24 protein-coding genes are annotated in these 26,516 nt (G+C 52.0%); 6 read left to right on the forward strand and 18 right to left on the reverse strand.

What is annotated here, in order from left to right:
- Positions 1–199 precede the first annotated feature (199 nt).
- On the reverse strand, positions 200–1,696 hold the full coding sequence (gene xylB, locus ACETK5_RS30340; RefSeq protein ID WP_394059597.1) for a xylulokinase: 1,497 nt from the start codon (positions 1,694–1,696) through the stop codon (positions 200–202).
- 209 nt (positions 1,697–1,905) lie between these two features.
- On the reverse strand, positions 1,906–3,222 hold the full coding sequence (gene xylA / locus ACETK5_RS30345; RefSeq protein WP_100541473.1) for a xylose isomerase: 1,317 nt from the start codon (positions 3,220–3,222) through the stop codon (positions 1,906–1,908).
- A gap of 366 nt (positions 3,223–3,588) precedes the next feature.
- Here xylA and ACETK5_RS30350 point away from each other — a divergent pair, with 366 nt between their 5' ends.
- Together ACETK5_RS30350 and ACETK5_RS30355 are read left to right on the forward strand one after the other, a co-directional pair.
- The gene (locus ACETK5_RS30350) at positions 3,589–4,761 is read left to right on the forward strand and encodes an ROK family protein (protein WP_100541472.1); all 1,173 of its coding nucleotides are present in this window, start codon (positions 3,589–3,591) and stop codon (positions 4,759–4,761) included.
- 151 nt (positions 4,762–4,912) lie between these two features.
- Positions 4,913–5,116 (forward strand): hypothetical protein, encoded by a 204-nt coding sequence (locus ACETK5_RS30355; protein ID WP_100541471.1) that lies wholly within the window; start codon positions 4,913–4,915, stop codon positions 5,114–5,116.
- 120 nt (positions 5,117–5,236) lie between these two features.
- Here the strand turns inward: ACETK5_RS30355 and ACETK5_RS30360 are convergent, their stop codons facing one another.
- The 4 genes from ACETK5_RS30360 to ACETK5_RS30375 form a co-directional block, all read right to left on the reverse strand.
- Positions 5,237–5,473: a glutaredoxin family protein gene (locus tag ACETK5_RS30360; protein WP_006212730.1), complete on the reverse strand. Its 237-nt coding sequence runs from the start codon at positions 5,471–5,473 to the stop codon at positions 5,237–5,239.
- Positions 5,474–5,540: 67 nt separating this feature from the next.
- The gene (trxB, locus tag ACETK5_RS30365) at positions 5,541–6,482 is read right to left on the reverse strand and encodes a thioredoxin-disulfide reductase (RefSeq protein ID WP_100541470.1); all 942 of its coding nucleotides are present in this window, start codon (positions 6,480–6,482) and stop codon (positions 5,541–5,543) included.
- Positions 6,483–6,954: 472 nt separating this feature from the next.
- Positions 6,955–8,976 (reverse strand): heavy metal translocating P-type ATPase, encoded by a 2,022-nt coding sequence (locus tag ACETK5_RS30370; protein ID WP_100541469.1) that lies wholly within the window; start codon positions 8,974–8,976, stop codon positions 6,955–6,957.
- A 337-nt stretch (positions 8,977–9,313) separates the two neighbouring features.
- On the reverse strand, positions 9,314–10,423 hold the full coding sequence (locus ACETK5_RS30375) for a PEP-utilizing enzyme, TIM barrel domain protein (RefSeq protein ID WP_394059598.1): 1,110 nt from the start codon (positions 10,421–10,423) through the stop codon (positions 9,314–9,316).
- 266 nt (positions 10,424–10,689) lie between these two features.
- Here ACETK5_RS30375 and ACETK5_RS30380 point away from each other — a divergent pair, with 266 nt between their 5' ends.
- Positions 10,690–11,310, forward strand: a complete 621-nt coding sequence (locus ACETK5_RS30380; protein WP_394059599.1) for a nucleotidyltransferase domain-containing protein — start codon at positions 10,690–10,692, stop codon at positions 11,308–11,310.
- 72 nt (positions 11,311–11,382) lie between these two features.
- Here ACETK5_RS30380 and ACETK5_RS30385 read toward each other — a convergent pair whose 3' ends face one another.
- A complete protein-coding gene (locus tag ACETK5_RS30385) occupies positions 11,383–12,675 on the reverse strand; it encodes a homocysteine synthase (protein ID WP_326119755.1) in 1,293 nt (430 codons plus the stop codon).
- A 150-nt stretch (positions 12,676–12,825) separates the two neighbouring features.
- Entirely contained in the window at positions 12,826–13,653 is an 828-nt protein-coding gene (locus ACETK5_RS30390; RefSeq protein WP_394059600.1) for an SDR family NAD(P)-dependent oxidoreductase, read from the reverse strand.
- A gap of 238 nt (positions 13,654–13,891) precedes the next feature.
- On the opposite strand from ACETK5_RS30390, the gene ACETK5_RS30395 reads away from it, so the two are divergent.
- Positions 13,892–14,149: a DUF3949 domain-containing protein gene (locus ACETK5_RS30395; RefSeq protein ID WP_394059601.1), complete on the forward strand. Its 258-nt coding sequence runs from the start codon at positions 13,892–13,894 to the stop codon at positions 14,147–14,149.
- Between the two features lie 75 nt (positions 14,150–14,224).
- Here the strand turns inward: ACETK5_RS30395 and ACETK5_RS30400 are convergent, their stop codons facing one another.
- The 7 genes from ACETK5_RS30400 to ACETK5_RS30430 all read right to left on the reverse strand — a co-directional run bounded on the left by ACETK5_RS30400 (position 14,225) and on the right by ACETK5_RS30430 (position 21,797).
- A complete protein-coding gene (locus tag ACETK5_RS30400; RefSeq protein WP_100541463.1) occupies positions 14,225–15,082 on the reverse strand; it encodes an ATP-binding cassette domain-containing protein in 858 nt (285 codons plus the stop codon).
- On the reverse strand, positions 15,075–15,917 hold the full coding sequence (locus ACETK5_RS30405) for a hypothetical protein (protein ID WP_394059602.1): 843 nt from the start codon (positions 15,915–15,917) through the stop codon (positions 15,075–15,077). The genes ACETK5_RS30400 and ACETK5_RS30405 overlap by 8 nt, the downstream gene beginning before the upstream one ends.
- On the reverse strand, positions 15,895–16,587 hold the full coding sequence (locus ACETK5_RS30410) for an RNA polymerase sigma factor (protein WP_326115705.1): 693 nt from the start codon (positions 16,585–16,587) through the stop codon (positions 15,895–15,897). Before ACETK5_RS30410 ends, ACETK5_RS30405 begins: the two co-directional genes overlap by 23 nt.
- A gap of 89 nt (positions 16,588–16,676) precedes the next feature.
- Entirely contained in the window at positions 16,677–18,878 is a 2,202-nt protein-coding gene (locus tag ACETK5_RS30415) for an ABC transporter permease (protein WP_394059603.1), read from the reverse strand.
- A complete protein-coding gene (locus ACETK5_RS30420; RefSeq protein ID WP_100541459.1) occupies positions 18,871–19,740 on the reverse strand; it encodes an ABC transporter ATP-binding protein in 870 nt (289 codons plus the stop codon). The genes ACETK5_RS30415 and ACETK5_RS30420 overlap by 8 nt, the downstream gene beginning before the upstream one ends.
- Positions 19,741–20,047: 307 nt before the next feature.
- Positions 20,048–20,953 carry an aldo/keto reductase gene (locus tag ACETK5_RS30425; protein WP_394059604.1) on the reverse strand — a complete coding sequence of 302 codons (906 nt, stop codon included), beginning with the start codon at positions 20,951–20,953 and terminating at the stop codon, positions 20,048–20,050.
- A gap of 49 nt (positions 20,954–21,002) precedes the next feature.
- Complete coding sequence (locus ACETK5_RS30430; protein WP_394059605.1) at positions 21,003–21,797, reverse strand: sulfite exporter TauE/SafE family protein; 795 nt, start codon at positions 21,795–21,797, stop codon at positions 21,003–21,005.
- A 122-nt stretch (positions 21,798–21,919) separates the two neighbouring features.
- Here ACETK5_RS30430 and ACETK5_RS30435 point away from each other — a divergent pair, with 122 nt between their 5' ends.
- On the forward strand, positions 21,920–22,099 hold the full coding sequence (locus tag ACETK5_RS30435) for a hypothetical protein (protein ID WP_071219655.1): 180 nt from the start codon (positions 21,920–21,922) through the stop codon (positions 22,097–22,099).
- 40 nt (positions 22,100–22,139) lie between these two features.
- On the opposite strand, the gene ACETK5_RS30440 is transcribed toward ACETK5_RS30435, so the two are convergent.
- Both ACETK5_RS30440 and ACETK5_RS30445 read right to left on the reverse strand, forming a co-directional pair.
- Positions 22,140–22,700, reverse strand: a complete 561-nt coding sequence (locus ACETK5_RS30440) for a hypothetical protein (RefSeq protein WP_100541456.1) — start codon at positions 22,698–22,700, stop codon at positions 22,140–22,142.
- Positions 22,697–23,605 (reverse strand): hypothetical protein, encoded by a 909-nt coding sequence (locus ACETK5_RS30445; RefSeq protein ID WP_100541455.1) that lies wholly within the window; start codon positions 23,603–23,605, stop codon positions 22,697–22,699. Before ACETK5_RS30445 ends, ACETK5_RS30440 begins: the two co-directional genes overlap by 4 nt.
- A gap of 145 nt (positions 23,606–23,750) precedes the next feature.
- On the opposite strand from ACETK5_RS30445, the gene ACETK5_RS30450 reads away from it, so the two are divergent.
- Positions 23,751–24,137: a hypothetical protein gene (locus tag ACETK5_RS30450; protein ID WP_394059606.1), complete on the forward strand. Its 387-nt coding sequence runs from the start codon at positions 23,751–23,753 to the stop codon at positions 24,135–24,137.
- A 144-nt stretch (positions 24,138–24,281) separates the two neighbouring features.
- Here the strand turns inward: ACETK5_RS30450 and ACETK5_RS30455 are convergent, their stop codons facing one another.
- The gene (locus ACETK5_RS30455; RefSeq protein WP_100541454.1) at positions 24,282–26,471 is read right to left on the reverse strand and encodes an alpha-galactosidase; all 2,190 of its coding nucleotides are present in this window, start codon (positions 26,469–26,471) and stop codon (positions 24,282–24,284) included.
- Positions 26,472–26,516 lie beyond the last annotated feature (45 nt).

The following is a 26,516-nucleotide window of genomic DNA, read 5'->3' on the forward strand; positions in this document are numbered from 1 at the left end:
ATGATCACAGGCTATCCAATGAAAGGAACCTGAAAAAACCTATATCCAAACCGGTCCCCACGAAGAGGGTTGACGCTCATTCCCTGACGTAACCTGCTTGACTTCAACCTGCCTCAAGTATATGCGGTCCGAAGCGTTCACGCAAAAAAAGCAGGCCGGGAAAAATGTCTTCCCGACCTGCTCTTTAACATCTATAGGATTATCCGCGGAATTCGGACAGCTCTGCGCCGAGTTCACGCGTGGCTCCGTATACGCTTTGATAGAGTCCAAACAATTTGTCATAGGCCAAAACCGCCTGCGGATTCGGAGAATACGAGCGTGCCGGCCGCAAAAACGCCTTTGCGCAGTCCTGAAGGCTTGCAAACCAGCCGCAGCCGTAGGCTGCCAGCATCGCTGCGCCCATAGCCGGCCCTTGCTCGCTTTCCAGCTTCACAATTTCAGCGTTGAACACGTCCGCCTGCATTTGCAGCCAGATCTCGTTCTTGGCGCCGCCCCCGATGGAAATGACGCGGTCGATCCGCTTGCCGGATGCGCGGAGGATATCGATGGATTCGCGGAGAGAGAACGTGATCCCTTCGAGTACCGAACGTGCAAAGTGGGGCAGCTTATGACCGGCGTCCATTCCGATGAAGCTGCCGCGAATGGTTGCATCCGGATGCGGGGTGCGTTCACCGACGATATACGGCGTGAACAGCAGCCCGCCGCTGCCAGCCGGGATGCTTCCGATATTGCTCAACAGCGCGTCAAAGGAGACATCCGGTGCAAAGGTATCCTTGAACCAGGTCAGGCTGTATCCCGCTGCCAGGGTCACACCCATGATATAGTAAGCATCTTTCTCGCTATGATTAAAGAAATGGACCTTCCCTTCAAAATCCACCTCGCGACGCTCCTCATAGGAGAGTACCACGCCCGATGTACCAATACTGCACATCGTCTGCCCTTCTTCGAGAATGCCGGCGCCGATGGCACCGCAGGCATTGTCCGCCCCGCCGGCAAATACCTTCGTCCCCGGCAGCAGAGCCGATTGCTCGGCGATCTCGGGCAGCAAGGTGCCGCACTCGTCGAAGGATTCGACCAGGGGAGGGCATAAGGTGTGCGGCAGCTGGAAGGCATCCAGAATTTCGGTGCTCCAAGACTTGCCCGCCACATCCAGCAGCAGCGTTCCGGCTGCATCGGAATAGTCCATCGCGTATTGCCCGGTCAGGCGGAAACGCACATAATCCTTAGGCAGCAGGAACAGGGCAGCCTGTTCGAGCAGCTCCGGTTCAAACTCCTGCACCCACAGAATCTTGGGCAGGGTGAAACCTTCCAGCGCGCGGTTGCGTGCAATGCCAAGCAGCTTCTCCTGCAGAGTCTCCTCGATGCGACGGCATTGTGCCGTTGTGCGCGTGTCATTCCACAGGATGGCTGGTCGCAGCACTGCACCTTCACCGTCTACCAAGACTAAACCGTGCATCTGGCCGGAGAAGCTTAAACCCTCAACCTCGGATGGGTCGATGTTGTTTCCTTTCATCAATTGCCGTAACGACAATACCGTTTTGTCCACCCAATCCTCCGGTCGCTGCTCGCTGTAACCCGGCTTCGGCTGGCTCAGCGGATACGACTCCGAATGCTCGGCGACAACCTTGCCGCTGCGGTCCACCAGCACGGTCTTCACAGCACTGGTCCCCAAATCAACTCCGATAACGTAACTCATCTATATCCTCCTTCGTCTCCTCATGAACCGAACATGAAAACATCGTTGGCACTTCCCCCGGGCGCACGGTGCGTGATCCACGGCGTGCCTTGGATGGCTGTCGACCATAGCTCGCTATTGTTTCCTGTTTGAAATAAGTACACCGGCTTCCCTGGAGGGAGCCGGTGAAGGTTTGGATTTCATGGTACAAGCGCTAAAGAGTGTATCGATTAATTTGCAAGAATGTACTGATTCAGAATGGCTTTCAGCATTTCTTGACGTCCGGATTCGTTTTTGCGCGGTGACTCGTTGTTCAGCGCGTATTCTGCAAGGGAAGCCAGTGTAGCCTTGCCGGATACGACGTCTGCGCCGATGCCTTCATTAAAGCTGCTGTAGCGCTTCGCGATGAAGTCCTCGAATACGCGGTCTTCAATCAGCTTCGCTGCCACTTTCAATCCTTTTGCGTAAGTATCCATACCGGCGATGTGCGCATGGAACAGATCTTCCGGCTCGAAGGATGGACGACGAACCTTCGCATCAAAGTTCACGCCGCCGCGGCCGAGACCGCCGTTCATCAGCACTTCGTACAGCGTTAATGTCGCGTCATAGATGTTTACCGGGAACTCGTCCGTATCCCATCCGATCAGCATATCGCCTTGGTTCGCGTCGAGGGAACCGAGCATGCCGTTGATGCGTGCTACGCGAAGCTCGTGTTCGAAGGTATGACCGGCGAGCGTGGCGTGGTTGGCTTCGAGATTCAATTTAAAGTGCTTGTCGAGACCGTATTTCTGCAGGAACGCAATCGTTGTAGCCGCATCAAAATCATATTGGTGCTTGGTTGGCTCCTTCGGTTTAGGCTCGATCAAGAATTGGGCATCAAAGCCGATTTCCTTCGCATAATCAACCGCCATATGGAACAGGCGAGCCAGGTTATCCAGTTCAAGACCCATATCCGTGTTGAGCAGGGTCTCATATCCTTCGCGGCCTCCCCAGAACACATAGTTCTCGGCGCCGAGGCGTTTGCCGACCTCAAGTCCTTTTTTCACTTGTGCTGCCGCATGAGCGTATACATCCGCGTTGCATGTTGTGCCCGCACCATGCATGAAGCGAGGGTTCGTGAACATGTTTGCTGTGTTCCAGAGCAGTTTTTTGCCGGTGGACTTCATGTGGTCTTCAATCGAATCCACGATCGTATCAATGTTGCTGTAGAACTCGCGCAGGCTGCTGCCTTCCGGCGCAATGTCCACATCGTGGAAGCAGAAATACGGAAGATTCATTTTCTCCATGAACTCAAAGCCTGCCTCAACGCGTGCTTTCGCAAGATCCATGCCGGAGTAGTTGCCCCAAGGACGAACCGCAGTGTCGGCGCCGAACGGATCCGAACCGCCTGCAGTCAATGTATGCCAGTAAGCCATGGCGAAACGGAGATGCTCTTCCATCGTTTTGCCGGCTACAACTTCTGTCGGATTATAAAATTTAAAAGCATAAGGGTTGGTTGATTTGCTGCCTTCGTACTCGACTTTGCTAATGTTGTTAAAATAGGCCATGTATAAATCCTCCTATACCTTGTTAAGGTGTGGTTAACGCTTACAAGGTTATCCTAACACAGGATTTCTACTTTGTCTATTGGTTAAACAAAGTTATTGTTTTACAACTTTTTCAAAACCGATGCCACCGCTGTTAGAATAATTATCTGCTAAGATGCAGGACATCTCCGTTTGGCTCACTGCCTATGATTCCTGTAAATCCATATTCAAATGTTACGACGATAGAAACCACGGGACACAGGATTGCGTGCACCCGGGCAGCGTTACGGGCTGTTGCAATTTCCGGACTTTGCCCCTAGACTATGAGCATATCAAGTCTCAAGAGCCTAACAGGATTAGGAAGCAAGACTAAAAGGATGAATACACATGACGAATATTACCGGTGACCAGGCTCTGGTCAAGAAAATAAATACCTCGATTATTCTCGATACGATACGTCAACACGCCCCGGTCTCCCGGGCGAAGGTGTCCAAGCTCACAGGTCTGAACAAGGCTACCGTTTCCAATCTCGTACAGGAGCTGTGCAGCAACCATCTGGTCCAGGAAATCGGACCCGGTGAATCCAGCGGCGGCCGAAAGCCGCAGCTGCTGCTGTTTAACGGACAAGCCGGTTATGCCGTCGGCGTGGAGCTGCGCGTGAAGCAAATGACCGCCGTACTTACGGATCTGGAAGGCCGGATTCTTGCCGAAGAAGATACCGCCCTTGAAGGGCATGATGTGGAATCGGTGACGCGGCTGATGGTTGGCCTGATTCATGGCCTGATGCGGCAGGCCCCTCCCTCCCCATACGGCATCATCGGGATCGGCGTAGGCGTCCCGGGGATGGTCGACGGCGACGGCACCGTCCTCTTCGCCCCCAACCTGGGATGGGACATGGTGCCGCTGCAGAAGCAGCTTGAGCACGAGCTCGGACTTCCCGTTACTATCGACAATGAAGCAAACGCGGGCGCCCAAGGTGAGCTGCGCTTCGGGGCCGGCCGGGACGCCCGCCATCTCCTCTATATCAGTGCGGGCAGCGGTATCGGCTCCGGCATTATCATCAATGGCGAGCTCTATAAGGGCGCCCGCGGATATGCCGGCGAAAGCGGCCATATGTCCATCGAAGCCGATGGTCGGGAATGCACCTGCGGCAACCGCGGCTGTTGGGAGCTGTACGCCTCGGAGAAATCCTACGACGGCAAAGATGCCCTTCTTCCATCCAGACGGACGTCCGAGCTTGTTCATCATGCCGAGCTCGGTCATAAGGAGACCATCCGGCATTTCGAGGAGCTGGGACGCTATCTCGGCATTGGCATAACTAATCTTGTCAACGGATTCAATCCGCAATCGGTCATCATCGGCGGTCCGCTGTCCGACGCCCGGGCTTGGATCGAAGAAACGCTCCAGCAGGTCGTTGCCCAGCGCACGCTTCCCTATCACCGAGAGTTGATGGAGATCCGGTTTGCCGAGCTGGGCAGCCGCTCTACCCTGATCGGCGCGGCCTATTCCGCCATCTCGCAGTTTCTTGGTCCGGTGCGGGTCTCCATGCCGATTCATTAAAATTGACGATATTTTGTCGTAATTAACACCCTGCATATTAAGGAAAATCCAGCGATTTTCCGCTATAATTAATCTCGTCCTATAATTTAAATCACGATTCTCCTCGTGAGAAACGTGTGATCGTTATACAAAAGGGAGAGGAAACGCTCAAATGACCTATGTAAGCACTGCGGAAATATCGGCACAAATGTTTGTGACCGTATTGCTGTTTCTCCTAGTTATCGCACCTTTGTTCAGTCTCGCCATCATGCGTTTTTTTCAAGGCAAGAAAAAAGCCGGCTTCATCCTCCTCGGCTCCGGCGTGGTCGCATACGTCGTATTCCAAATCATCATGAGTCTGTTTTTCAACAAGTGAACATGATTTGTGCGAACGTTTGGCAGCATTGCTCGGCAACAAAAAAAGCTCCTTCCCAAACCTCGGGAAGGAGCTTTTTATCATAAGCAAGCGATTGGCCTGCCATCATGCCTGATTAGATTAAGCTTCCGGGTTCAAAGCTTTGTTGAACTGGAGCTTGTTCATGCCAAGAATACGGTGCTCACCGATGATGGTGAGGGGTACTGCGCGAACGCCCATATCCCATACTTGCTGCGCGAATTCGTCGTTCTGCTCGATGTTGCGCTCTTCAAATTCGATGCCTTGATCGGACAAGAAGCCTTTTACTTGTTTGCAGTGCGGGCAGTTGTTCGAAGTGTATACAATCACATTTTCCACGGTTGGTCAGTCTCCTCTACTCATGATTTGGGCTGCTTATAGCCCGTTCGTCCCTATATCTATCAGTTTACAACACGACAGCGTTGTGTTCCAAGCTCTCGATGTATTTCTCTGCATCCATAGCTGCCATACAGCCGCTACCTGCTGCCGTGATCGCTTGTCTGTAACGGGTATCCTGCACGTCGCCGCATGCAAATACGCCCTGGATATTCGTCTCGGATGTTCCCGGAGTCGTTACGATGTAACCGTTCGGGTCCGTTGTAATGTTTCCGCCGAGGAAACCGGTGTTCGGATGATGACCGATCGCCACGAACACGCCGCTGACCGCAATCGTCTCTTCTTCGCCAGACTCATTGTTGAGCACTTTGATGCCTTTTACGCCTGTCTCGTCCGCAATGACTTCCTGCGGCGTGCGGTTCAGTGCCCATTCGATTTTCTCGTTAGCACGGGCGCGATCCTGCATGATTTTCGATGCACGAAGCTCCTCCCGACGGTGAACGAGTGTCACTTTGGATGCAAAGCGAGTCAGGAAGTTGGCTTCTTCCAGCGCGGAATCGCCGCCGCCGACAACAACGATCTCTTTGCCGCGGAAGAAAAATCCGTCGCATGTGGCGCAAGTACTTACACCGCGTCCTACATTATCCTGTTCTCCCGGAATGCCGAGATATTTGGCCGTTGCGCCCGTAGAGATGATCAACGTTTCGGCAACTACCTCGCCCATACCGTCTACGTCCAGCTTGAACGGACGCTCTCCGAATTCCACGCTGTTCACCCAGCCTGTACGAAATTCCGCGCCAAAACGTTCAGCCTGCTGACGCATATTGTCCATCAGCTCAGGACCCATGATGCCTTCGGGAAAACCCGGGAAATTCTCAACTTCGGTTGTGGTGGTCAGCTGCCCGCCAGGTTGCGGACCTTCAATGACGAGCGGGCTCAGGTTCGCGCGAGCCAGATAGATTGCAGCCGTAAGGCCGGCAGGGCCTGTACCTATAATAACGGATTTGTACATATCGTTTCCCTCCTATATATGGAACACTTAATTATAATCATTATAAATTAATATTAATTATGGTTATATCGGAGCCGTCTGTCAATATGCCACATCACACCCCATCTGAAAATATTGTTAATCCATTCTTCATAAATCGGAAGGTACTTTACTATTTTGAAAAAACGAACCTCGTTCACGAAAGAGTACCTCATTTTAAAACGTTTACTTCGAGGTCATGGGTGCGCTCCGTTTGGGTTAGAAGAAATCAGGGGCACGAAAAGGCCACCACCATCCATTTGACGTCAGGAAGATGAATGTTTGATGAAGACATAAGGATGGTCTTGAAGGGATCTACTGAATGCGAATCGCAGCAGTTTGAATCTTGAAGATATTCTAGATCATTTCCGCTGCCCATAAAAAATCCCCTTCTTCTCCACCAAGGAAAAGAAGGGGATGCTTTGTCATTGCAGGCGATACTCGGTCCATTAACTTAATGGCTGCTGCGCAGCAGACGAAGCCCGTTCAGTATAACCAGAATGGTGCTTCCTTCGTGACCGATGACGCCCAACGGCAGCGCAACGCCTTGAATGAAATTGGCTGCAATCAGCGTCAAAATCACGGTGATGGCAAATATCATATTTTGCTTCACGATGCGCTGAACGCGGCGTGCCACTTTGACGGTGCCGGCAATTTCGTCGATGTTGTCATTCATCAGCACCGCGTCCGCTACCTCCAGCGCCGTTCCGCTTCCCGAAACGCCCATGCCGATGCCTACGGTCGCGGTAGCCAGTGCCGGTGCATCGTTCACACCATCCCCAACCATGACCACATGGCCGTAACGGGCCCGTAACTCTTTAATATGTGTAACTTTATCTTCCGGCAGTAAATCGGAGAACACCATGTCTACACCGCTTTGCTTCGCAATCACGTCCGCCGTCGCCTTGCGGTCCCCCGTCAGCATCGCTACCTTGATGCCCAACTGCTGCAGCCGCTTAACAGCCATTGCCGCTTGAGGCCGGACCGCATCCTGCAGAGCGATCATGCCCGCGATACGGTCTCCCTTCAGGATAACGGATACCGTTTTGCCTTCGGATTCCAGCATGTTCCGGATGGACAGCCAGTGCAGGCGATTCTCTTCAAGCGCGCTCAACTCCTTTTGCGCGGTAGCTGCACCTGAATGCTGATCTATAGTCGGATGATCCAAAACATCGCTTTTTCCTATTTTCCAAGTGATTCCTTCCACTTCCGCCTGCATACCCCATCCAGTTATGGACTGTCCGTTCTCTACCTGCTGCAGCTCGGCCCCCTCTTTCTCAGCCGATTGGACAATCGCCAAGGCCAGAGGATGCTTCGACATTCTTTCGATAGAAGCACTGATGCCAAGCAGTTCATGCCGATCCCAGCCTTCGCCTGCGATAAAATCCGTGACCACTGGCGTACCGAGCGTCAAGGTACCGGTCTTATCAAAAGCGACAACCGCCGTGCGCGCCATATTCTCAATATGGGCGCCGCCTTTGAACAATACGCCTTTTCTGGCGCGATTGGAAATCGCCGACAGCATCGCAGGCATGATGGAAGATACCAGCGCACAAGGGGATGCTACAACGAGAAACACCATCGCTTTATAGAAGGTGGTATCCCAATCCCATCCCAGGACGGGAGTAGCCAAAACAATCAGAGCCGCGGTCGCAATGACAACGACACGGGCATATATCGATTCGAACCGCTTGATGAACCGCTGCGATTCCGGAACTTCGTTCTCCGCTTCTTCCACCAGCTTGATAATCTTGGCGAACAACGTAGATTCCGCCGATTGAGTAACCTCAATGTATAATACGCCTTCCCCGTTCAAGGTTCCGGTGAACACTTCATCCCCAATGGCCTTATCCACCGGTACGGATTCGCCGGTAATCGAAGCCTGGTTGACGGAGGAGCTGCCGCGATAAATTTTGCCGTCTGCAGGAATAAGCTCGCCCGGCTTTACCAGAATCAGATCGCCGATCTCCAGCTTGTTGATGGATACCGATACCATCTCCCCCTTCTCGATGCGAAGGGCCGTCTCCGGCTGCAGCTCCATCAAGGACGAGATATCCTTGCGGCTTCTCTCCATCGTGTAACTCTCAAGCGCCCCGCTGAGGGCAAAGATGAAGATCAGCATCGCACCTTCATTCCAGTATCCGATCGCCGCAGCTCCCATAGCGGCAGCAATCATCAGCAGATTCACATCCAGATCGCGCTCCTTCAGAAGGGTCTCCACACCTTCTTTCGCTTTCACCCATCCACCGACGGCGTAGGATATCACGTACAGCACAACGGAGAGCGGCTCGGACCATTGGCTGGTCAGCCAAGCCACCAGCATCAGCAGGCCGCTGCCCAGCGCAGCCACGACCTCCGCGTTGCTCAGCAGGCTGCGTATATCCCACTTTCCAGGCTGCCGCGGCTCACGCGGATCCGCTCCGTTTTCTATTGTCGATATGCGTCCAGTCGTCGTTTGACTTTGTATCCATTGCATAACCAATCACCTTCCTAGTTGAGAATGAGATCCATTATTACTACCCTTAAAATGACACATGCTGCCCCGGCTTCGCCGGAGCAGCATGCTAAATGAGAATGAGAATCATTTTTGAACTTATACAATTTATTTTCCTTCGTACAACTTTATATGTATCATACTCACTTCACCCTCATTTGTAAACCATATTTTTCACATTTTTTAAATGCAGAAGCGTACCTATTGGCGTTCCTGATGATGAAGACGAATCTTCTGCACGTAAAAAAGCCCTTGCGATCTCTGTCCGCAAGGACTTCTTTCTAATCACTCACCTATTTTGTAAAGCGCTCACATTCCATCAATCGACAATCGTCGAACATCTGCGGCGCATCTCCAGCCTTGCACCGGTTATTCGAATGGCTGCAATCTCTGAGGGCTGACAGCACACCTCGTGTATGCCCTGCCGGTAAACCATCCGTAAATCCGTGGTAGCCACCCCATTGATCCGGAGCGTTAATTGCGGCTTCGTTCGCCTAATACGATGGATCATCTCTGAGAATGCCGAGACCTTGTGTCCTGCCACATCCGACGACACGGAATTCTCCTTCCCCTCCGAATCGAATACAATCACATCGGCCAAACGGGCAATCTCCGCTGCCGCCGCTGGGTTCATTCCTTCTCCGAACAGCGCTCCATAGCGTATACGCACAAAACGCCTCTGATCCATAAGGGTCTGCTCTGCCACTTCTTCGATAAAATTATGGATCGATATAAAGTCATCCGCGTGTGCCGGGCGTACAGCCAGGAGCTCTAATTGGCAATCTACGCCTTCCTCGCTGCACTGCTCCATAGCCCGGAACAAGGACTCGAGCTGAGCATCCTGCGCTTCACGCAACTCCATCGTGTTGAAAAGCCGGGCATCGTGCAGCAAGCTGACCGCACATTTGGCTCCATCCGCCGCCTGAAACACCGACACCCAATAGGTCTTCCATAGCATAATAAGTCTCCGCCTTAATAGGGCGCTCTTCTCTGCGCTCCGCGAATTCAACCACGCTGTGTAAACCTCCTGCAGCAGGCCATGCTGCAAAGCATCCTCCCCGCGTATCAGCCCGATTCCCTGAGCACCTTGCCTAATATCTCGTGCAATGGATTCAGGGTCTGCGGATCGGCTCATGACTTTCAGTCTTCGGTTCCTGTCACTCCACCCCAGCAGTCGGGTCAAGGACGGTCTGTCTGTGCCGTTATGCCGAATCCCTGAAACCCTGAGGGCTTCTTCAATATCGTCAGGCGACGCCAGTAACAGCAATACCTCCTCATGGGTGACTCCTCCTGCCATTGCAAAATGCTTCAGCAGATCTGTCTCGGGAGAAATCTCGTTTGCCGTAATCTCCTCTGCTCCGATGAACTCTTCATCTTCAAATCGACGCTCTCCCAATTCACTGCCTGCTCCCCATTGCCTTTCCGTCATGGTTATCCTTCTACTCCCTTTCACCTTGAATTGGATAAACGCCTCCTTACAGATTATTATGAAACAATTGGAAATATACAGCGCACGGGATAAACACCGGCTGAAAAATATCGGGACGGTACGAACCAAGCGCCCTGCTCTCCTTGTACCTGATGCCTGCACGAAGGTGCGGACGCCTGACCCTATCTATTTATCATCATTTCAGGGGCAGGATAAAACCTTTACAATGGAGGATAGATCAATGCTGGAAAAAAGGAGAGTAGAACATGAGAACCGATTATGATCATTGGGAACCGATCAGCGTATCGGATGCCGTCAAAATTTTTGCTAAAATCCCTGCTCGTTGGTATATCGCCGGAGGTTGGGCTTTGGATTTATATTTGGGAGAACAGACTAGAGAACACAGCGATATCGATATCCTGATCCTTCGCGAAGAGCAAGCCGCCATTTACGCTGCATTAGCCAACGAATGGACGCTGTACAAAGCGGATCAAGGAACCTTATCGCTCTGGGAGGAAGGCGAATATTTGCATTCGGTTGGCGATGTATGGGTAAGCCGGAATGAGGAAGCCCCATTTTCATTCCAGATCATGCTGGTGGAGACCGAACAGGACAGCTGGGTTTATCGCAGAGAACCGTCCATTCGAAGACCGCTCCAAGATATATCCTTAAAAACAGACCAAGGCATTCCTTATCTGAAACCGGAGATACAACTCCTATATAAAGGAGGGAGCAAGAACATCCGCGAAAAAGACGAACGGGATTTCAGGAAGGTTCTGCCCTTCCTCGATCGGCAGGCGGCTGCAGGATGGCTTGCCCAAGCGCTGCGGACGCAGTTTCCGGACGGGCATCCCTGGATCGATTACATGAATCGTCCTAGCGATTGAAATTAACGAAAAGGCACCTTCCCCTAAAGAGGAAAGTGCCTTGATATTCCAATTCAAATGATAAAGGTTGCCTTACTTCTGGCTGGCTTCAATAGCTTGTCCCAGATCGTACAAGATATCATCGATAGACTCGGTCCCGATCGACAAACGCAGCAATTCCGGATTTACGCCAGCCGTAAGCTGCTCGTCTTCCGTCAACTGCTGATGCGTCGTGCTCGCCGGATGAATGATAAGCGACTTGGAATCGCCGACGTTGGCCAAGTGGGAGAACAGCTTCACATTCTCGATCACCTTCTGACCTGCTGCTGCCCCGCCTTTGATACCGAAGGTCAGGATAGCGCCTTGGCCCTTGGGCAGGTACTTCTTCGCCAGCTCATGCGAAGGGTGACTCGGCAGCCCTGCATAGCTCACCCATTCCACCGCCTCGTGACTCTCCAAATACTTGGCAACCTTCAGCGCATTCTCGCTATGACGCTCAACGCGAAGATGCAGCGTTTCCAGCCCTTGCAGCAGCAGCCAGGAATTGAATGGGGACAGGGACGCGCCGATATCCCGCAGCAGCTGCACGCGCGCTTTGATAATGTATGCGATCGGACCTACTGCCTCCGTATACACAACGCCATGATAGCTTGGATCCGGCTGGGTCAATCCCGGGAACTTGTCGTTTGCCGTCCAATCGAATTTACCGCTATCCACAATGACCCCTCCGATGGAGGTCCCGTGACCGCCGATGAATTTGGTCGCAGAATGAACGACGATATCTGCCCCATATTCAATCGGACGCAGCAAGTACGGACTTGGGAAGGTGTTATCTACGATAAGCGGAATGCCATTCTCGTGCGCGATGGCCGCAACCGCTTCCACATCCAGCACATTGCCCTGCGGATTGCCGATCGTTTCGGCAAACACTGCCTTTGTTTTGTCATTGATCGCTTTGCGGAAATTTTCCGGGTCCGTGGAATCCACGAAATGCACCTTGATGCCCAGCTTCGCAAGCGTATTGGAAAATAAATTATAAGTGCCGCCATACAAGCTAGAGGAAGAAACAATTTCATCACCTGCGCCCGCGATGTTGAGAATGGAGAAGGTGATGGCTGCCTGCCCGGAAGATGTCGCCAGTGCACCGGCACCGCCTTCGAGCGCTGCAATCCGCTTCTCAAACACATCCGTGGTCGGGTTCATAATACGCGTGTAGATGTTACCGAATTCTTTGAGCGCAAACAGATTCGCCGCATGCTCACTGTCTTTAAACCCGTAGGAAGTCGTCTGATACAGAGGGACAGCGCGGGATAATGTGGTCGGATCAAGCTCCTGACCGGCGTGAACCGCTAAGGTTTCAATTGAAAATTGGCGTTCTTCTGACATGGGTGTTTCCTCCCTTTTCTTCATATGGAAAGTATTATGGTTTCATAATTTCTCCCATTCTCTCATACTTTCCTTTGTTTGAAAAGAGTGATAACCAACTAATTTCATCGGAATTAATTATTTTATGCTGGAAGCAGTCTGAAAACAGCTTTATTCCTTCTCCTCTTTATAAACTTTACCCCATCCATAACCGGCTTCCGGGAATGTATCCTCGGGCATGCCCGGCAAGATCAGACCGCCGTCAATGCGGAGGTTAATGCCGGTAATATAGGATGCCGCATCCGAGCAGAGCCAAGCAATCGCTTCCCCGATATCCGAAGGCGTACCTAAGCGTCCCAGCGGAATTTTTCTGCCGAGCGGCTCGTCCTCTGCCGATTGGTCCGGCTTGTGAACGGTCGCCCCCGGAGCGACGCAGTTTACGCGGATGCCATGCGGCGCCCACTCGAGCGCCAGCGATTGTGCAGCACGTATAAGCGCTGCCTTCATACCGCCGTATATGCTGTCCTTGGGATAAGCCCTCTCTCCTCGGGAGGACGTGATGAAAATGATATTTCCCGGTATTCCATGAGCGATCATCTCCCGGACGGCATATTTGCTAAGCAGCATCGGCGCTCGAAAATCGAGATGAACCGTCATGTCCAGCGCATCCTCTTCAAGCTCCGTGAGCTCGTCATATAGGCCGATCCCCGCATTGTTCACCAACAGATCGATCCGGCCAAATTCCTCTATCGTCTTTCGTATCGTATTCTCCGCTTCACTGCGAACGGTCAAATCGCTTTGAATAATAAGAGGCGTCTTGCCATAGGTATGGCGAATATCCTCTGCTATGTCCGATATTCCATCCTTGCTCGAATTGTAGGTCATCGCCAGCCGGTATCCTTTTTCAGCCAAAACCTTGGCAATCCCTCGTCCGATTCCGGCGCCAGCGCCCGTTACCAGCGCCACCTTCTCCGTTCCTAAATTACTTACGGTTCCCATTACATCTCGCTCCCTTCTCCATCATCCATTCATACACGATTGCGCCGCTGTTCAGCGTATACGCGCACCATGCCTACCCTTCCTTACCCTGTTCTGAAACGGATGATTGGCTTTCTTTTGACAAAGTCAGCATGACGGGCGTTCGTTATTGTAAATAGATGAATCCATACCAAGGTTAAATACGTATTGAATATTAATATGATTTTCCATAAACGATAATATTTAGGAGGGTGTACTTATGAGTTCTGTGATGTGGATTATTGCGGGCGTTCTAGTTGCCGTATTCCTGATCATGATCCCCGTGCAGTACCGTTATATTGAAGCGTTAAAGAAGGATCCCCTGAGGCAAGGGGTCGATCAGGAAACGTATTACAACAAGATGTCGTTTCAAGAAGAACAGCTACACTACAACACGCAAATTATGTTTTTGCCTTCCACCATGGTTGCCTCGTGGATCTATAATTGGAGGCATAAGGGCGGGAAAACGACCAAGTAGGCGACTTCCACCGGATGAAAACGCAAAAATCATCGCCCAAAATAAGGCGATGATTTTTCATGATCCAAGCTATACTCAGCCGCGTCTGGCTAAGGCGTTCATATGTAGGAAAAAGGTATCCTCCAGCGTAGGCGCCTTCTCCACAAATTCGGGGCCCGGCTGCTTTTTCCCCATCAGCCTTACTCTCATGTGATGTTCCGTCATTTGAAAATGAATCAGGAGCTCCTGCGGTATCCGCTCGAAGACTTCCAGATCGATCTCGCCTTCCCAGACGCTGGAGGCTACATTCAGTTTCCACTGGGTCGGTGAACCGATATACCGGATGCGACCGCGGTGTATCCATATCACGGTATCTGCCGCTTCTTCCCATTCGTTCAGCTCGTGGGCGGCCACGATCACCATTCGGCCCCTGGCGTATTTGGTCAGGTACGTGATCAGGAATTTGCGTTCCTCGGCGTCCATGCCGTTTAAAGGCTCATCGAGGAATAGAAAAGAAGGTGAGGCCAGCAGCGCCTGCACGACGGCAATGCGCCGCTGCACCCCTTGTGATAAATTCTTGACCTTGCTCTTGCGGAAGGGCTCCAGTCGAAAGTCCATCATCAACCTGTCAATGGCCTCCGGGTTATAGACGCCCTTTAATTCGGCCATATAGGTCAGCAGCTTGCCGACTTTCATATCTCCATATAGCTCGATATCTGCCGGGACATAACCGATTTGACTGCGGATCAGCGGCAAATGATCTCCTGCCCTGCGCCCGCTGTACAGAATTTCGCCTGCATCGGGTGCCTGCAGCGTAGTCAGCAGCTCAATCAAGGTGGTTTTCCCGGCCCCGTTCGCTCCGACGATAAGGTTCAGGCCGGAGTGAATCTCCGCTTTGTCGATTTCAAGCCGGTACGTACCCGCCTGGCGTTCCAGTCCTTCCAGCCTAATCATTCGCCATTCTCCAGGCTCCGTTCAGTTTCAAGCTGCGTCCGTAAGAAGAGACGAGCAGAATCACTCCGATAACAAGCAGGGCCATGTCCGTCATCATTTTGCCGCCCATGGAAACGCCGTGATCCACGATTTGTCCCTGAATCACAATCCACATTCCGTAGACCAGGATGGCCGAGATCAGTGAGACGACCATGCCTTTGCGAAACAGCATATACATCGCAGCGCCTCCCGTCACCAGCAGAATGCCCATCCACTCCAGAATAAAGGGGCCGAATAAAAAGCGGGAGGTTTCCGCCTGGATGGATCGCAGCCCGAGCGCGAGGGTACTCAGCAAGGCCATTCCGACAACGATGCCGGTCACAAGCAGCAGGCGGGTATACAACACCAGCGCAGGCGGGTATGGGGTCAGGGTCTCCACGGCCCGCATCCCTTTATCCCAGGTTCGGCTGCTGAACAGCATCGATACAATCAGCAGCAGAGGGGTAATCAACGGAAAAATGCCGCCGGGCAATCCGGCAAACTGATCCAGCGGATACTCCGGATCGATCAGCAGAACCAACATGCAGAATACAGCGCCTGCTGTGAGCAGAATGGATCTTTGGTTCAATCGGATCTGGCTCCGAAGAATCTGTTTTAATGAGGGTGGGTCGACCTGCGGATTAAAATCCAGCTTGGGGGACTCGGGCTCAATCCTAAGCAAATTGAACTCTCCCTGAAGAGACGCAATGAGCTGCGCCGTCTCATCCGGTGACGGCGATGGAAGAGCAGCGCGTCTAAGCGGGCCGCGAAGCTCGTCTTCAAGTCTTCTCAATTCATGATCGAATGGATGATCCATGGAGATACACCTCACTTTCTTTTACTTTGCACTGCGAATCCGGCTCTTCCGACTTGGAGCGGTTCCGAACCTGTTCCTGAGGACTCTTCTCCCGCGTCCTTCGGGATGTATGGACGGGAACCAAATCGGAATGCTCCATGGACAATGTTTTTTTCAGCTTTCTCAAGCCGTTATATAAATGCGTTTTCACCGTACTTAAGGGGAGGTCGACCAGGTCGGCGATTTCCTGCAGCTTCAAATCATGGAAGAATCGAAGAGATATGACTTCCTGTTGTATATCGGGCAGGTTCTCCAGCGATGCTGCAATTTCCAGTGAGGTTTCCTGCCTCTCCACGAGTTCCTCCGCGCCGGGTGCAGGGTCGTATGCATCCGGCATCTCCTCACCCGCAAGACCTTCAGACCTGTATGATGCGCTTTTCCAATAATCCTTGCACATATTCAGAGCCACGCGATAAAGCCAGGAGCGAACATGTTCCAGCGTGCCGTGCTGCTTCAGATGCCGAATGAGCCGGATAAACGTTTCCTGAACGATATCCTGGGCTTTTTGCCTATCGGCCAGCCTCTGGGTCGTATAACTGAGCAGCGGACCATGGTACCTCGTCACCAACATTTCAAACGCTTCCTGGTCGCCGGCAGCCATGCGTTCGGACAGCTGCTGATCGGAAATCATGCCTTCCCCCCCTTTCTATGTGCATTCTAATCTTCCCATTATATCTATTTCTCAATTATAACCGACCGTGTGCATGTGCATAGTCGTCATTATTTGACATTCATCATGGCATCCCATTTCTGCTGCCATTCTTTGTAGGTAATCGGACTCTCCGGGCTTACGTACGAATTCCGTTCGGTGCTCGGAAGCATCAGCCCTTGCTGGTAAAAATGAACCAGCAGCTCTTTGACCTGATCTCCTCTGCCTTCTTCCAATGCCCTTCTGACTTGCTGAGCCATCCCCATACCTATTTTGTTTTGAGGATCATCACCGTCTCCATTGCGGTAGAGCAGCTGCTGTACCGACCTAAGGCTTCCATAATCCTCTCTCAGTTGTTTATCGCTAAGCCCTTTCTCTTCCACGTAATACACATACCAGAACAGACTGCTGATCTTTCCGCGCACATCTCGTTCCGGATGTTCAAAATAATAATTCAGCCCATCCTGGTTGCCGAACAGAACCGAGTTCATCCATTCGCCGGGCAGGTTTGAGTGGTTGTATGTGTACTGGTTCGAGGACAGAATCAGACGATGGTCCACCCGGGGATAGTCAAAACCTTGACCTAAATATAAGATCTTGTCGACGTTGCTGTTGAACGCGGGTACCCACTTGGAAAAATAGTCATACTTCTTTCTCATATCCCGCAGCATCAACACGGATGCCTTCTCCATATATGGCGTTGTCACGATGGTAATCGGCAGATCACTCTGGTGGATTTCTTTCCAGAACTGACCTCCGTACAGGGAGACATTCTGCTCGATCTCCCTATCCTCAAACCGCTGGTAGCCGGGCCTTCGTTCCAGCTCCCGCATCCCCGTGTACAAGGGTACCGGATAACCTTCGACCTCCAGCTTCATCTCCCCGAAAGAATAACGCATCCGGCCAAATTCCCAGCCCAGATACACATATTTCGGCGGACGGTCTCCGTTATCACTCTTTAAATATACATGCTGATGACCGGGAAGCGGATACCACGCGATATAACCATCCAGCTTCACTTCGGGTCCCACGCTGTAAACCGAAAATTCCTCACGGGAATACCCGGCCATAAAGTCCATGACCTTGCCTCTATATTCCAGCTCGGCTTGAATCTCTCCGTCCTTGGCATGGCCAATCATCCTTACCGATAGCCAATCTCCCTGTCTGCGATAGGGAGCGTCAACACCCTGGAGTTGGACACGCTCAAGCTTGAACATCCGGTTCAGGGTTAACGGAAGCTGCCTCGTGCCTGATAATTCGGAGGCGGGTATCGTTAGCTTCGCCATCACGCGAAGTTCATCGTTTGGCAGCCGCTTCAGCTTGAGATCATAAGAAGAAACATGATAGAAAGATCCATCTTCAGGATCATCAATATAAGAAACCGTGGGGTCTCCAATCTTCGCATCAATTTGGGCATATCGTTCCGCCCATAGCGTGCCGTAGGGTACCGCGGCAGCTGCCGTCAATACGACAGCCCCCAGTACTGCGAGCCATCCCGCTTTCAAGAGCATCGTAGGGCGCTTGCGGTTTAACAGGAACAAACACACCGTTAGCAGCAGGAAAGTGAAGGCCAGCACGAACCACCGGGAACTCATTAAATCTTCGCTAAACAGACCGTACCCCCAATTCTCATATTCAAACCGATTGGATTGAAGGAAGAATTGGTTGAGGTGAAACACTTGGGCCGGCAGCCATCTTAATTCGCTGATAATGTAAATTTCCATGAAAAACGTTCCGAACATCCATGCACAGAAACCGATCAAATAAACGATCCGATTCGGAATGCTTGCCCCAAGGAGCATGGCGAGCGCGATTGTCACCATATAGGAAACCTCGTACTGCACCGCAAATTGCATGGTATGCATCATCGCAATATGACCGGCGATCCCCTGGCTAATCGACAGGATATAGAATATAACCGACGTCGACAACGTGAACAGGGAAAAGTACAATAAACTGACCACATATTTCGACGATAACAAGGTAAAGAAAGACACGGGCAAGCTGTGATTCCATTCAAAGGATCGACGGCGGACATCCCGGCGAATGGACAAGATGCCAATTAACATAGCCGGACCCAGGGTCATCGTATGACCCAGCATGTGGAATGAATAAGCCGCCGAGTATAAATTATGATTCGGTCCGTTGCCGCTTGCCGCCTGCAGCATCATAATGATGAACAGAATCGCATAGAGGATTGGAAGAGAGGCAAACAAGGGATTGCCGAACAAAAGCCGAAGCTCAAGAAGACTATGTCTCCACCATTTATGCATGGCGATCCCTCCGCAGCAGGCTCAGATATCCATCCTCCAGGGTTGGATCCGCGGGAAACGCCCCTGCAACCGGGGCCGCTTGGCCGATAAACCTGCACAGGACGCCTTCCGGAACGGTACGGGTAGACACGACGGACATGGGATCAATCAAGGCAAATTCATCCGGACTCATGACCGCTTCCCATACTTGTCCCTTCCCGCAAGCCTGCAGTTCAGCCAGACTGCCGTTCATGGCCAATCTCCCCTTGTTCATGACTGCGATACGACGGCAGTTGCTCTCGATATCGGCAACGATATGGGTGGATAGCAGGACCGTCCGGTCGATGCTAAAGCGGGTTAACACATTACGAAACCGGACACGCTCCTGAGGATCCAGCCCGGATGTCGGTTCGTCAACGATCAAAATATCAGGCGATCCCAATAACGCTTGGGCAATCCCCAGCCGCTGCTTCATTCCTCCGGAGTAAGTACGCACTTTTTTATCTGCCTTCCCCTGGAGATTAACCATCTCGAGCAGCCTGGAGATTTCCTTCTGTCTGGCACCCCGTTCCGTGATCCCTTTCATGGCTGCCACATAATCCAGATAATCTCGGCCGGTCAGCTGCGGGTAAATGTGAAAATGCTGCGGCAAATACCCGATCATCTGCCGGATCTCCTCCGGCCGTCCAATCGATATCCCGTTCACTCTCACCTGTCCGGAGGTCGGCGTCAATAAGGTCGCCAGAATCCGCATCAGCGTTGTTTTGCCGGCGCCATTGGGTCCTAGCAGACCTGTCATGCCTTTATCCAATTGTAGAGAAACATCCAAGAGCGCCCAAGCGCCCTTGCGATAGGTTTTTGATAAATGCTCAATGGTAATCATTCTAGAATCCTTTCACCATTAACGATTATGGCATAAGCCGCGCGGTTTACGTTACTTGGAACGAACCATCGTCTCAAAAAGTTTGGCATTCGAGGCGTTTTGACGCCAATTAATTTATAAGGTACAAAAAAGCCCGTGATCCTTAAAGCGGATTGCGGGCATGTTCTATATTCACCTGACATCAGGCTCTTATTCAGTTATTATAACATGCGAAGATGCGGTTCATCCTTAAACCTTCAGGACATAAACATTTCATGTCCCAAAAGATTAACGGGATGGATCATTCACATGCTTATCGCACCCATCATTACCGGTGAGCCTCATATTGGTTGGCGCGACTGATCGCCTGGATCGATTGGATGTCCTGCGGCGATAACTCTTCCTTATTTCCCGCCGCCAAGTTATGCAGCAGCTGTTCGAGCGAGCTTGCTCCAGGGATGGTGCAGGCAACAGCGGAATGGGCCAAAGCATAACGAATGGCCAGATGGGACAGATCTGTGCCACGACCAACCTCTTCAAGCCCCTTGAGAACATCAAGCAGCTCATTTTTGCTGTAATCCAGATACCCCTTCTCGGCTTTGGCTTGTCCGCGTTCGGACAAGATGCCGCGGGCAACGGGCCCCCGTGCAATGGCGGATATTCCGTTCTCAGCAAGCAGATCGAGCACTGCTTCCTCCGGTCTCCGGTCCAGGATGCTGTACTGGCTCATGACGCTGACGATATTGGATTTCGCGACATACTCGCGGATGACGTTCGGCCGGATGGACGAGATGCCGTAGTATCGAATCCACCCTTCCCGCTTCAGCTCTTCAAAAGCTTCAATCGTTTCGTCAATCGGATCATCAAGCGTCCCCCCATGAAGCTGATACAGATCGATATAATCCGTACCGAGTCTGCGAAGACTGTCCTTGACGGCGGATTTGATGTAGTCCTTGGAAGGATCCCAAACCCATCCATCCTGCCCGGGTACACGACGGTTGCCGACTTTGGTGGCAATGATCACATCCTTGCGCCGACCTTCAACCGCTTTGCCTACCAGTTCCTCGTTACGACCTTCGTCGTACAGATCCGCCGTGTCCAGAAAATTCACGCCCCGGTCCAGCGCTTCATGGATAAGCTTCACGGCTTGTCCCTCATCCGTCCCCAGTGACATACAGCCCAGCCCGATTTCGCTTACATACAATTCCGAAGATCCTAGCGGATTGGTTCTCATGCTTGATCTCCTCCTCTTCCCTATGATGAATAAGGTTCTACTTCTTTACTTACCCTAAAATATCGATCCAGATCTTCACGGCCGTAACTGCAATGAGAATCGCCAAGGCATACCGCAGCAGTCGGACGTTCAGCTTGCGACTAATGATGGCGCCGATGGGGGCACCCATCAAGCTTCCGGCAACCGCGAACAAGGACGGCCAGATCGGAATGTCGCCAGAGGCGATTTTTCCGATAACGCCCCCGACCGCGGACAGAAAGACGATCGCGAGTGAGGATGCGATGGTGATCCGCGTCGGTATCTTTAGAATCGTCAGCATGATGGGGATCAGGATAAAGGCGCCTCCAGCGCCGACAATCCCCGCAATACCGCCGACGATAAAAGCGGCTCCCACCGCAACCCCTGAATGATAAGTTACCTCGGTAACCGACCTGTTTTCCATGGTTGCCCGGGTCGGCACAATCATCAATAACACGGCGATAACCGCCAGAAAACCGTAAATCACGTTAATCGTACCGCTCGTCATCAGCATGGAGGACAAACTCCCGATCAGACTGCCAACCAGGGTGCTGATCCCCATCTGAATGACCAATGGCTTGTGAAAGTACGACTCACCGCCGCGCGAACTCATCCGGTTGGTGATCATGCCTGACAGTGAGGCGAAAAATACCTGCAGCATGCTGATAGACGCCACCTCTTTGGAGGTAAAAGCCTCCACCCCAAACCAGGAAGGAACGTATAGCAGCAAAGGAAAGTTAATGATCGCCCCGCCGATTCCCAGCAATCCTGAGAAAAAAGAACCGATGATACCTATAAAGATCATGACTACAAGCTGCACTATCAAGGTGATCGATCTCCGTTCAATTTAATTTCGTGACCGCGCACATTGCTATTGAATGTACCCCGTTGTTGATTTATAATAAACCCAAGTATTTGTATCGGAAATCAAGGAGGTGTGTGGTGATCATGTTGAATAAGCTGAAATTCCTTTTCCAGGACCGTTGCCCTGATTGCGAGCAGAAGCTGATTTCCAGGCAGGAAGACATGGCTACGATCAAGCATTGCCCGGATCACCACTACACCGAAGAAATATATAACCAGCTGGGCGTTACGATTGTTTATCATCCCAGCAAAGATAACAGTTAAACTAAACTCCGTTAGCCATTACGGACTGAGGTCTTGCACTTTATTCCGTTTCCTCTGTCCATTCCCGTCCGGCAAGCCTGACGAGAAGCAGAACCGCGATCTCGGCAGCCATCACAGCGAGCGAGCATATAAAAATGACAGGGATCATATCGCCCGAATCCAAATTTAGCATGAACGGGTAGGCAATAAGCCATAGCAGCTGCGCGGCCATAAATAAATGCCCCCGGAAGCGGGCTTTATGATCCAGTCCGGATTCGGCACCTGCCGAATTGGCTTGAATGCCTCGGCAGATTCCGAATATCAATCCCATATGCAAGCAGACGGAAGGCAGTTGAATCAGCAGCTCCTTCACAGATTGCATAGGCACGCCGCCTGTCCCCACCTCAGGAAACCAGAATAATGAAAGAACCGACCAGATCAGCAGCAGCCAGGCTGACAGATGCCCTGCCCTGAAATATCCGTTCAACGCCTGAAGCCGCCATAATCCCGAAGCAATCAGCAGGTATCCCAGCATGTCCGGCAATACATCCACAACTTCGATCTTCAGATCGACCAGTACAAAGAGCAGGCCCCACACGATGCGATAATAAGCGCTTCTCATGGTTTCCTCCTGCTTTCCCGAACAAATTCCGTCATTTCCTGATCCGTCGGCCTTGGATGATAAGGAATCATCGTATCTCCATACCGATAGCGACGGCCTTCCTCCATAAAGGCGGTTCTCAATATCAGCTGATATACCTTCATGCTCTTCTCAAGCGATGGCATATCAAATTGGTGGCTGATTCTTATGGAATCCCCTTTATTCATCTGGAGTGGAAGCTGAATCTCGTCGATAGGTTTACCTCTTAACTCGATGTGTGCTTCCGAAGGCTGAGACCGGTAACTAGTACCCGGTATTTGTCTGGAAATGTCGACATGGATTCGGAGATCTCCTTCCTCTGCGATATCCAGCCATTTCGAGGAGAACGCCGTTAACTGAAGGGACCGCTTCACGACGGCAGATTCGTAACCCGAGTTATCGGAAGAGGATCCGCCGGACGTCCACGATATCGGATCTTGATCTTCCTGATCATATACGCCAGGCCATATGTAAATCTCCCCGATATCCACTCGTTCCGAGGTTCCATCGGAGTATAGGGCAGTAATCTCTCGAACGAGAACCGGCTCCTTCAACTGCTCTCCTGTCCCTTCTTCCTCGGGGGCGGGTTTATTTAAGTTCACCATTATTTTTCCCAGGTCCTGCCTCTGATACTCTGCATATTGGGGGTATGGCGTTATGATCTGTTCGGGATAACCTTCGATCCGGATGGAGCTTAGCGTCTTGTCTGCTCGTTTGTCCTCTACATAATACAAGTCAAATACACGGCCTCCCCCTTCCCTTGTTTCCACATGATGCTCAAGGAATACGGTTCTTCCCAGTTGGTTGGATTCATAATACCAGACATTCCCGACCCAGCTGCAGGCTACGAACAGGATGGCGAGAACATAATACCATTTCTTGCTCATGGCCCCTCCTTATGTATCATGCGATTGTTCCATATTATTAAACTATCTTAACACGTAAATAGATGAAGAGGGTTTGATCCGCGTTAATTTTTCATATGCTTTCTGACGAAGGAACCCCTTGTAATTGAAATAAGGTTGCGGTTTCATGGACAGACTATTTGAAGCCACCCTAAAATCAAGGAAGGTGTTCATGATGAATCCATCGATCGAAGAGGTCACCCAATGGCTTCAATCCAAAAGCAATCACACTCTGCACATATCCAAGCAAGAAGAGAAGGATCAGGACCAAATTGAAATACAGCTGGAACGATTTGAACACCAGCAGCATCAAGAGCAGTCCATCGACGGTTACGGAGACCGCCATGCCCTGCTGCTGCACGGCCCCGGCGTTGTCATCACGGCCGGCCATGAAGCGCCGCTGCCAAGCAATGCCTTTGTCATTGGACTGGACGGGTTAACGGCTGCGGACATCCAAGACCGTCAAGTGGTGCTCACAACGGACCGGGGCACCTATTCCATTACGGCAACCTAAGGGCAGCCGGAATGAAACAGCAACAACCGCCAGAGCTGTTACATCTCTGGCGGTTCTTTTATGGCATGATTCAGCTATATGTTGGATCGATGTTATAAATAACGCTGCGCTCAGGCGCAGATCGTAAAGCTTGAGTATGGCAACTTACACTCGTTTGAACCTCCAAATAAAGCTCTGGAAATCGCCATGCATCGAGGGAATGGCCAATCCGGCGTTCATCAGTCGGTCTCCGCCGTAGATGTTTCCATCGTCAATGCACCGATAATCCCCTTCCGGATCCAGCCCCGCCGTACGCAGCCACACTATCGGCTCATTCGCCTCGCTTAAGATGCGGAAGTAATACAGTACCGCTTCAGATCGATCCTCGGAGACGATGGTCCAGGCTGCTTCGTTCCCTTCGAACGGATTCCGAAGGCGGTAGAAATCCCCGAACTGCACCAGATGGCGAATCTCCTTATACAGTTTCACCTGCTCGCGGACCTCTTCCTTTTCCTGTTCACTGAAGACCGTCAGATCCAGCTCATATCCGAAATTGCCCGACATCGCCGCATGGCCTCTCGTACGGAGTGAAGTATTCCTGTGCACCTGATGATTCGGAACAGCGGATACATGGGCTCCCATGGAGCTAAGAGGATACACAAGGCTCGTTCCGTATTGAATCTTCAATCGGCTGACGGCATCGGAGTTATCGCTTGTCCACGTCTGCGGCATGTAATACAGCATCCCCGGATCATAGCGTCCGCCACCGCCGGAGCAGCTCTCAAACAAAATATGCGGGAACTCGGTCGTCAGCTGCTCCATCACCCGATACAACCCGAGCATATAACGGTGGGCCGTTTCCCGCTGGCGCTCAGGCGGCAGCGCGGCCGACCCGATCTCCGTCATATTCCTGTTCATGTCCCATTTCACATAGGTGATCGGCGCGCTTCTCAGGATGCTACGAACCATATCGGCCACCGCATCGCCTACTTCCTGGCGGGAGAAGTCCAGGATCAGCTGCTGTCTCCCTTCCGTTCGCCGGCGTCCTTCTACATGCAGGCACCAGTCCGGATGCTGACGGTACAGATCGCTGTCCGGCGAAACCATCTCCGGCTCAAACCACAAACCGAACTGCATATCCAGATCGCGAACCCGCTTCACGAGATCCTCAAGGCCTTCCGGCAGCTTGTTCTTGTCAACGACCCAATCCCCGAGGGAAGTCGTATCATCATTTCGCTTGCCGAACCAGCCGTCATCCAGCACAAACAACTCGATGCCGAGATCCCGTCCGGCGCTGGCGATTTGCTCGATTTTATCCGCATTAAAGTTAAAGTAGGTCGCTTCCCAGTTGTTAACCAATACTGGGCGAGTGGCATCCCGGAATTGCCCCCGGCTCAGCCTTGTACGGTACATCTTATGATAGCGTCTGGACATGCCGCCCAAGCCCTCCGCCGAGAAAACCATCACCGCTTCCGGCGTCTGGAACGATTGTCCCGGCTCCAGCAGCCAGGAAAAATCGAATGGATTCAATCCCATCGTAACCCGGGCTGTTTCGTATTGATCCACCTCAACCTGTGCAGAGAAGCTGCCGCTGTATACAAGGCTGAAGCCGTACACCTCACCGTGCTCTTCGCCGGCGCCTTCGGACAGCAGCGCAAGGAACGGATTATGGTTATGGCTGCTTGAACCCCTGCGGCTCTCATTTCCCTGCATGCCGGGGGATAACCTTCTGCGCTGCACATGGCGCTCTCTCGCCCATGCCCCATGGAGATGCAGAAGGTCATAACGGCTATGATTCATATCCACGCTGGCGCTCATGGCCTTCAGCAGGGTAATGTTCTCCTTGCTGTCATTACGGAAGGACACGGAACGCGTAATGGCATCGAATGCATTCATGACCGTATAAGACAAATAAATCGTCAAGCCGCTTACCCGATCAAGCAGTTCCAGCTCCAGCGTATCCGCCTCAGCATCCTGTTCCGCGTATACGGCAGGCAAGCCTTCCAGCTTCGGTTTGCCGCTGTATATCCGGTGACGGACATATTCCGCTTCGGTGACGGTGGTCCCGTTAGCCAGCTGTACCTGGTACGCAGGCTGCCGGAAATCGCCGCTGCCATAGCCCGGGTATTCCTGAGGCAAACTGTCCAGGGAAAAGGAAGCATCTTCGCGAAACGGCGACGGCGAAAAGGATGCTCTTCCCCTGCGTTCCAGCAATCCTAAGACGCGGTTATCGCGAATACGACGCCCCCAATAGGCATGCGCCGGATAAACGCCCCGCACAAGCTCAATCACATAGCTTGATCGATCGCTTTGGAGATGGAATACCCCCAGATCTTCATGAAAATGTATACTCACTGCTTTTGCCCCCTAACCAAGGTCCGAGTTAAATCTCCATGGTCC

It is taken from the genome of Paenibacillus ilasis (genome assembly GCF_043195395.1).
In the GTDB taxonomy this organism is placed as follows: Bacteria; Bacillota; Bacilli; order Paenibacillales; family Paenibacillaceae; genus Paenibacillus_AQ; species Paenibacillus_AQ lautus.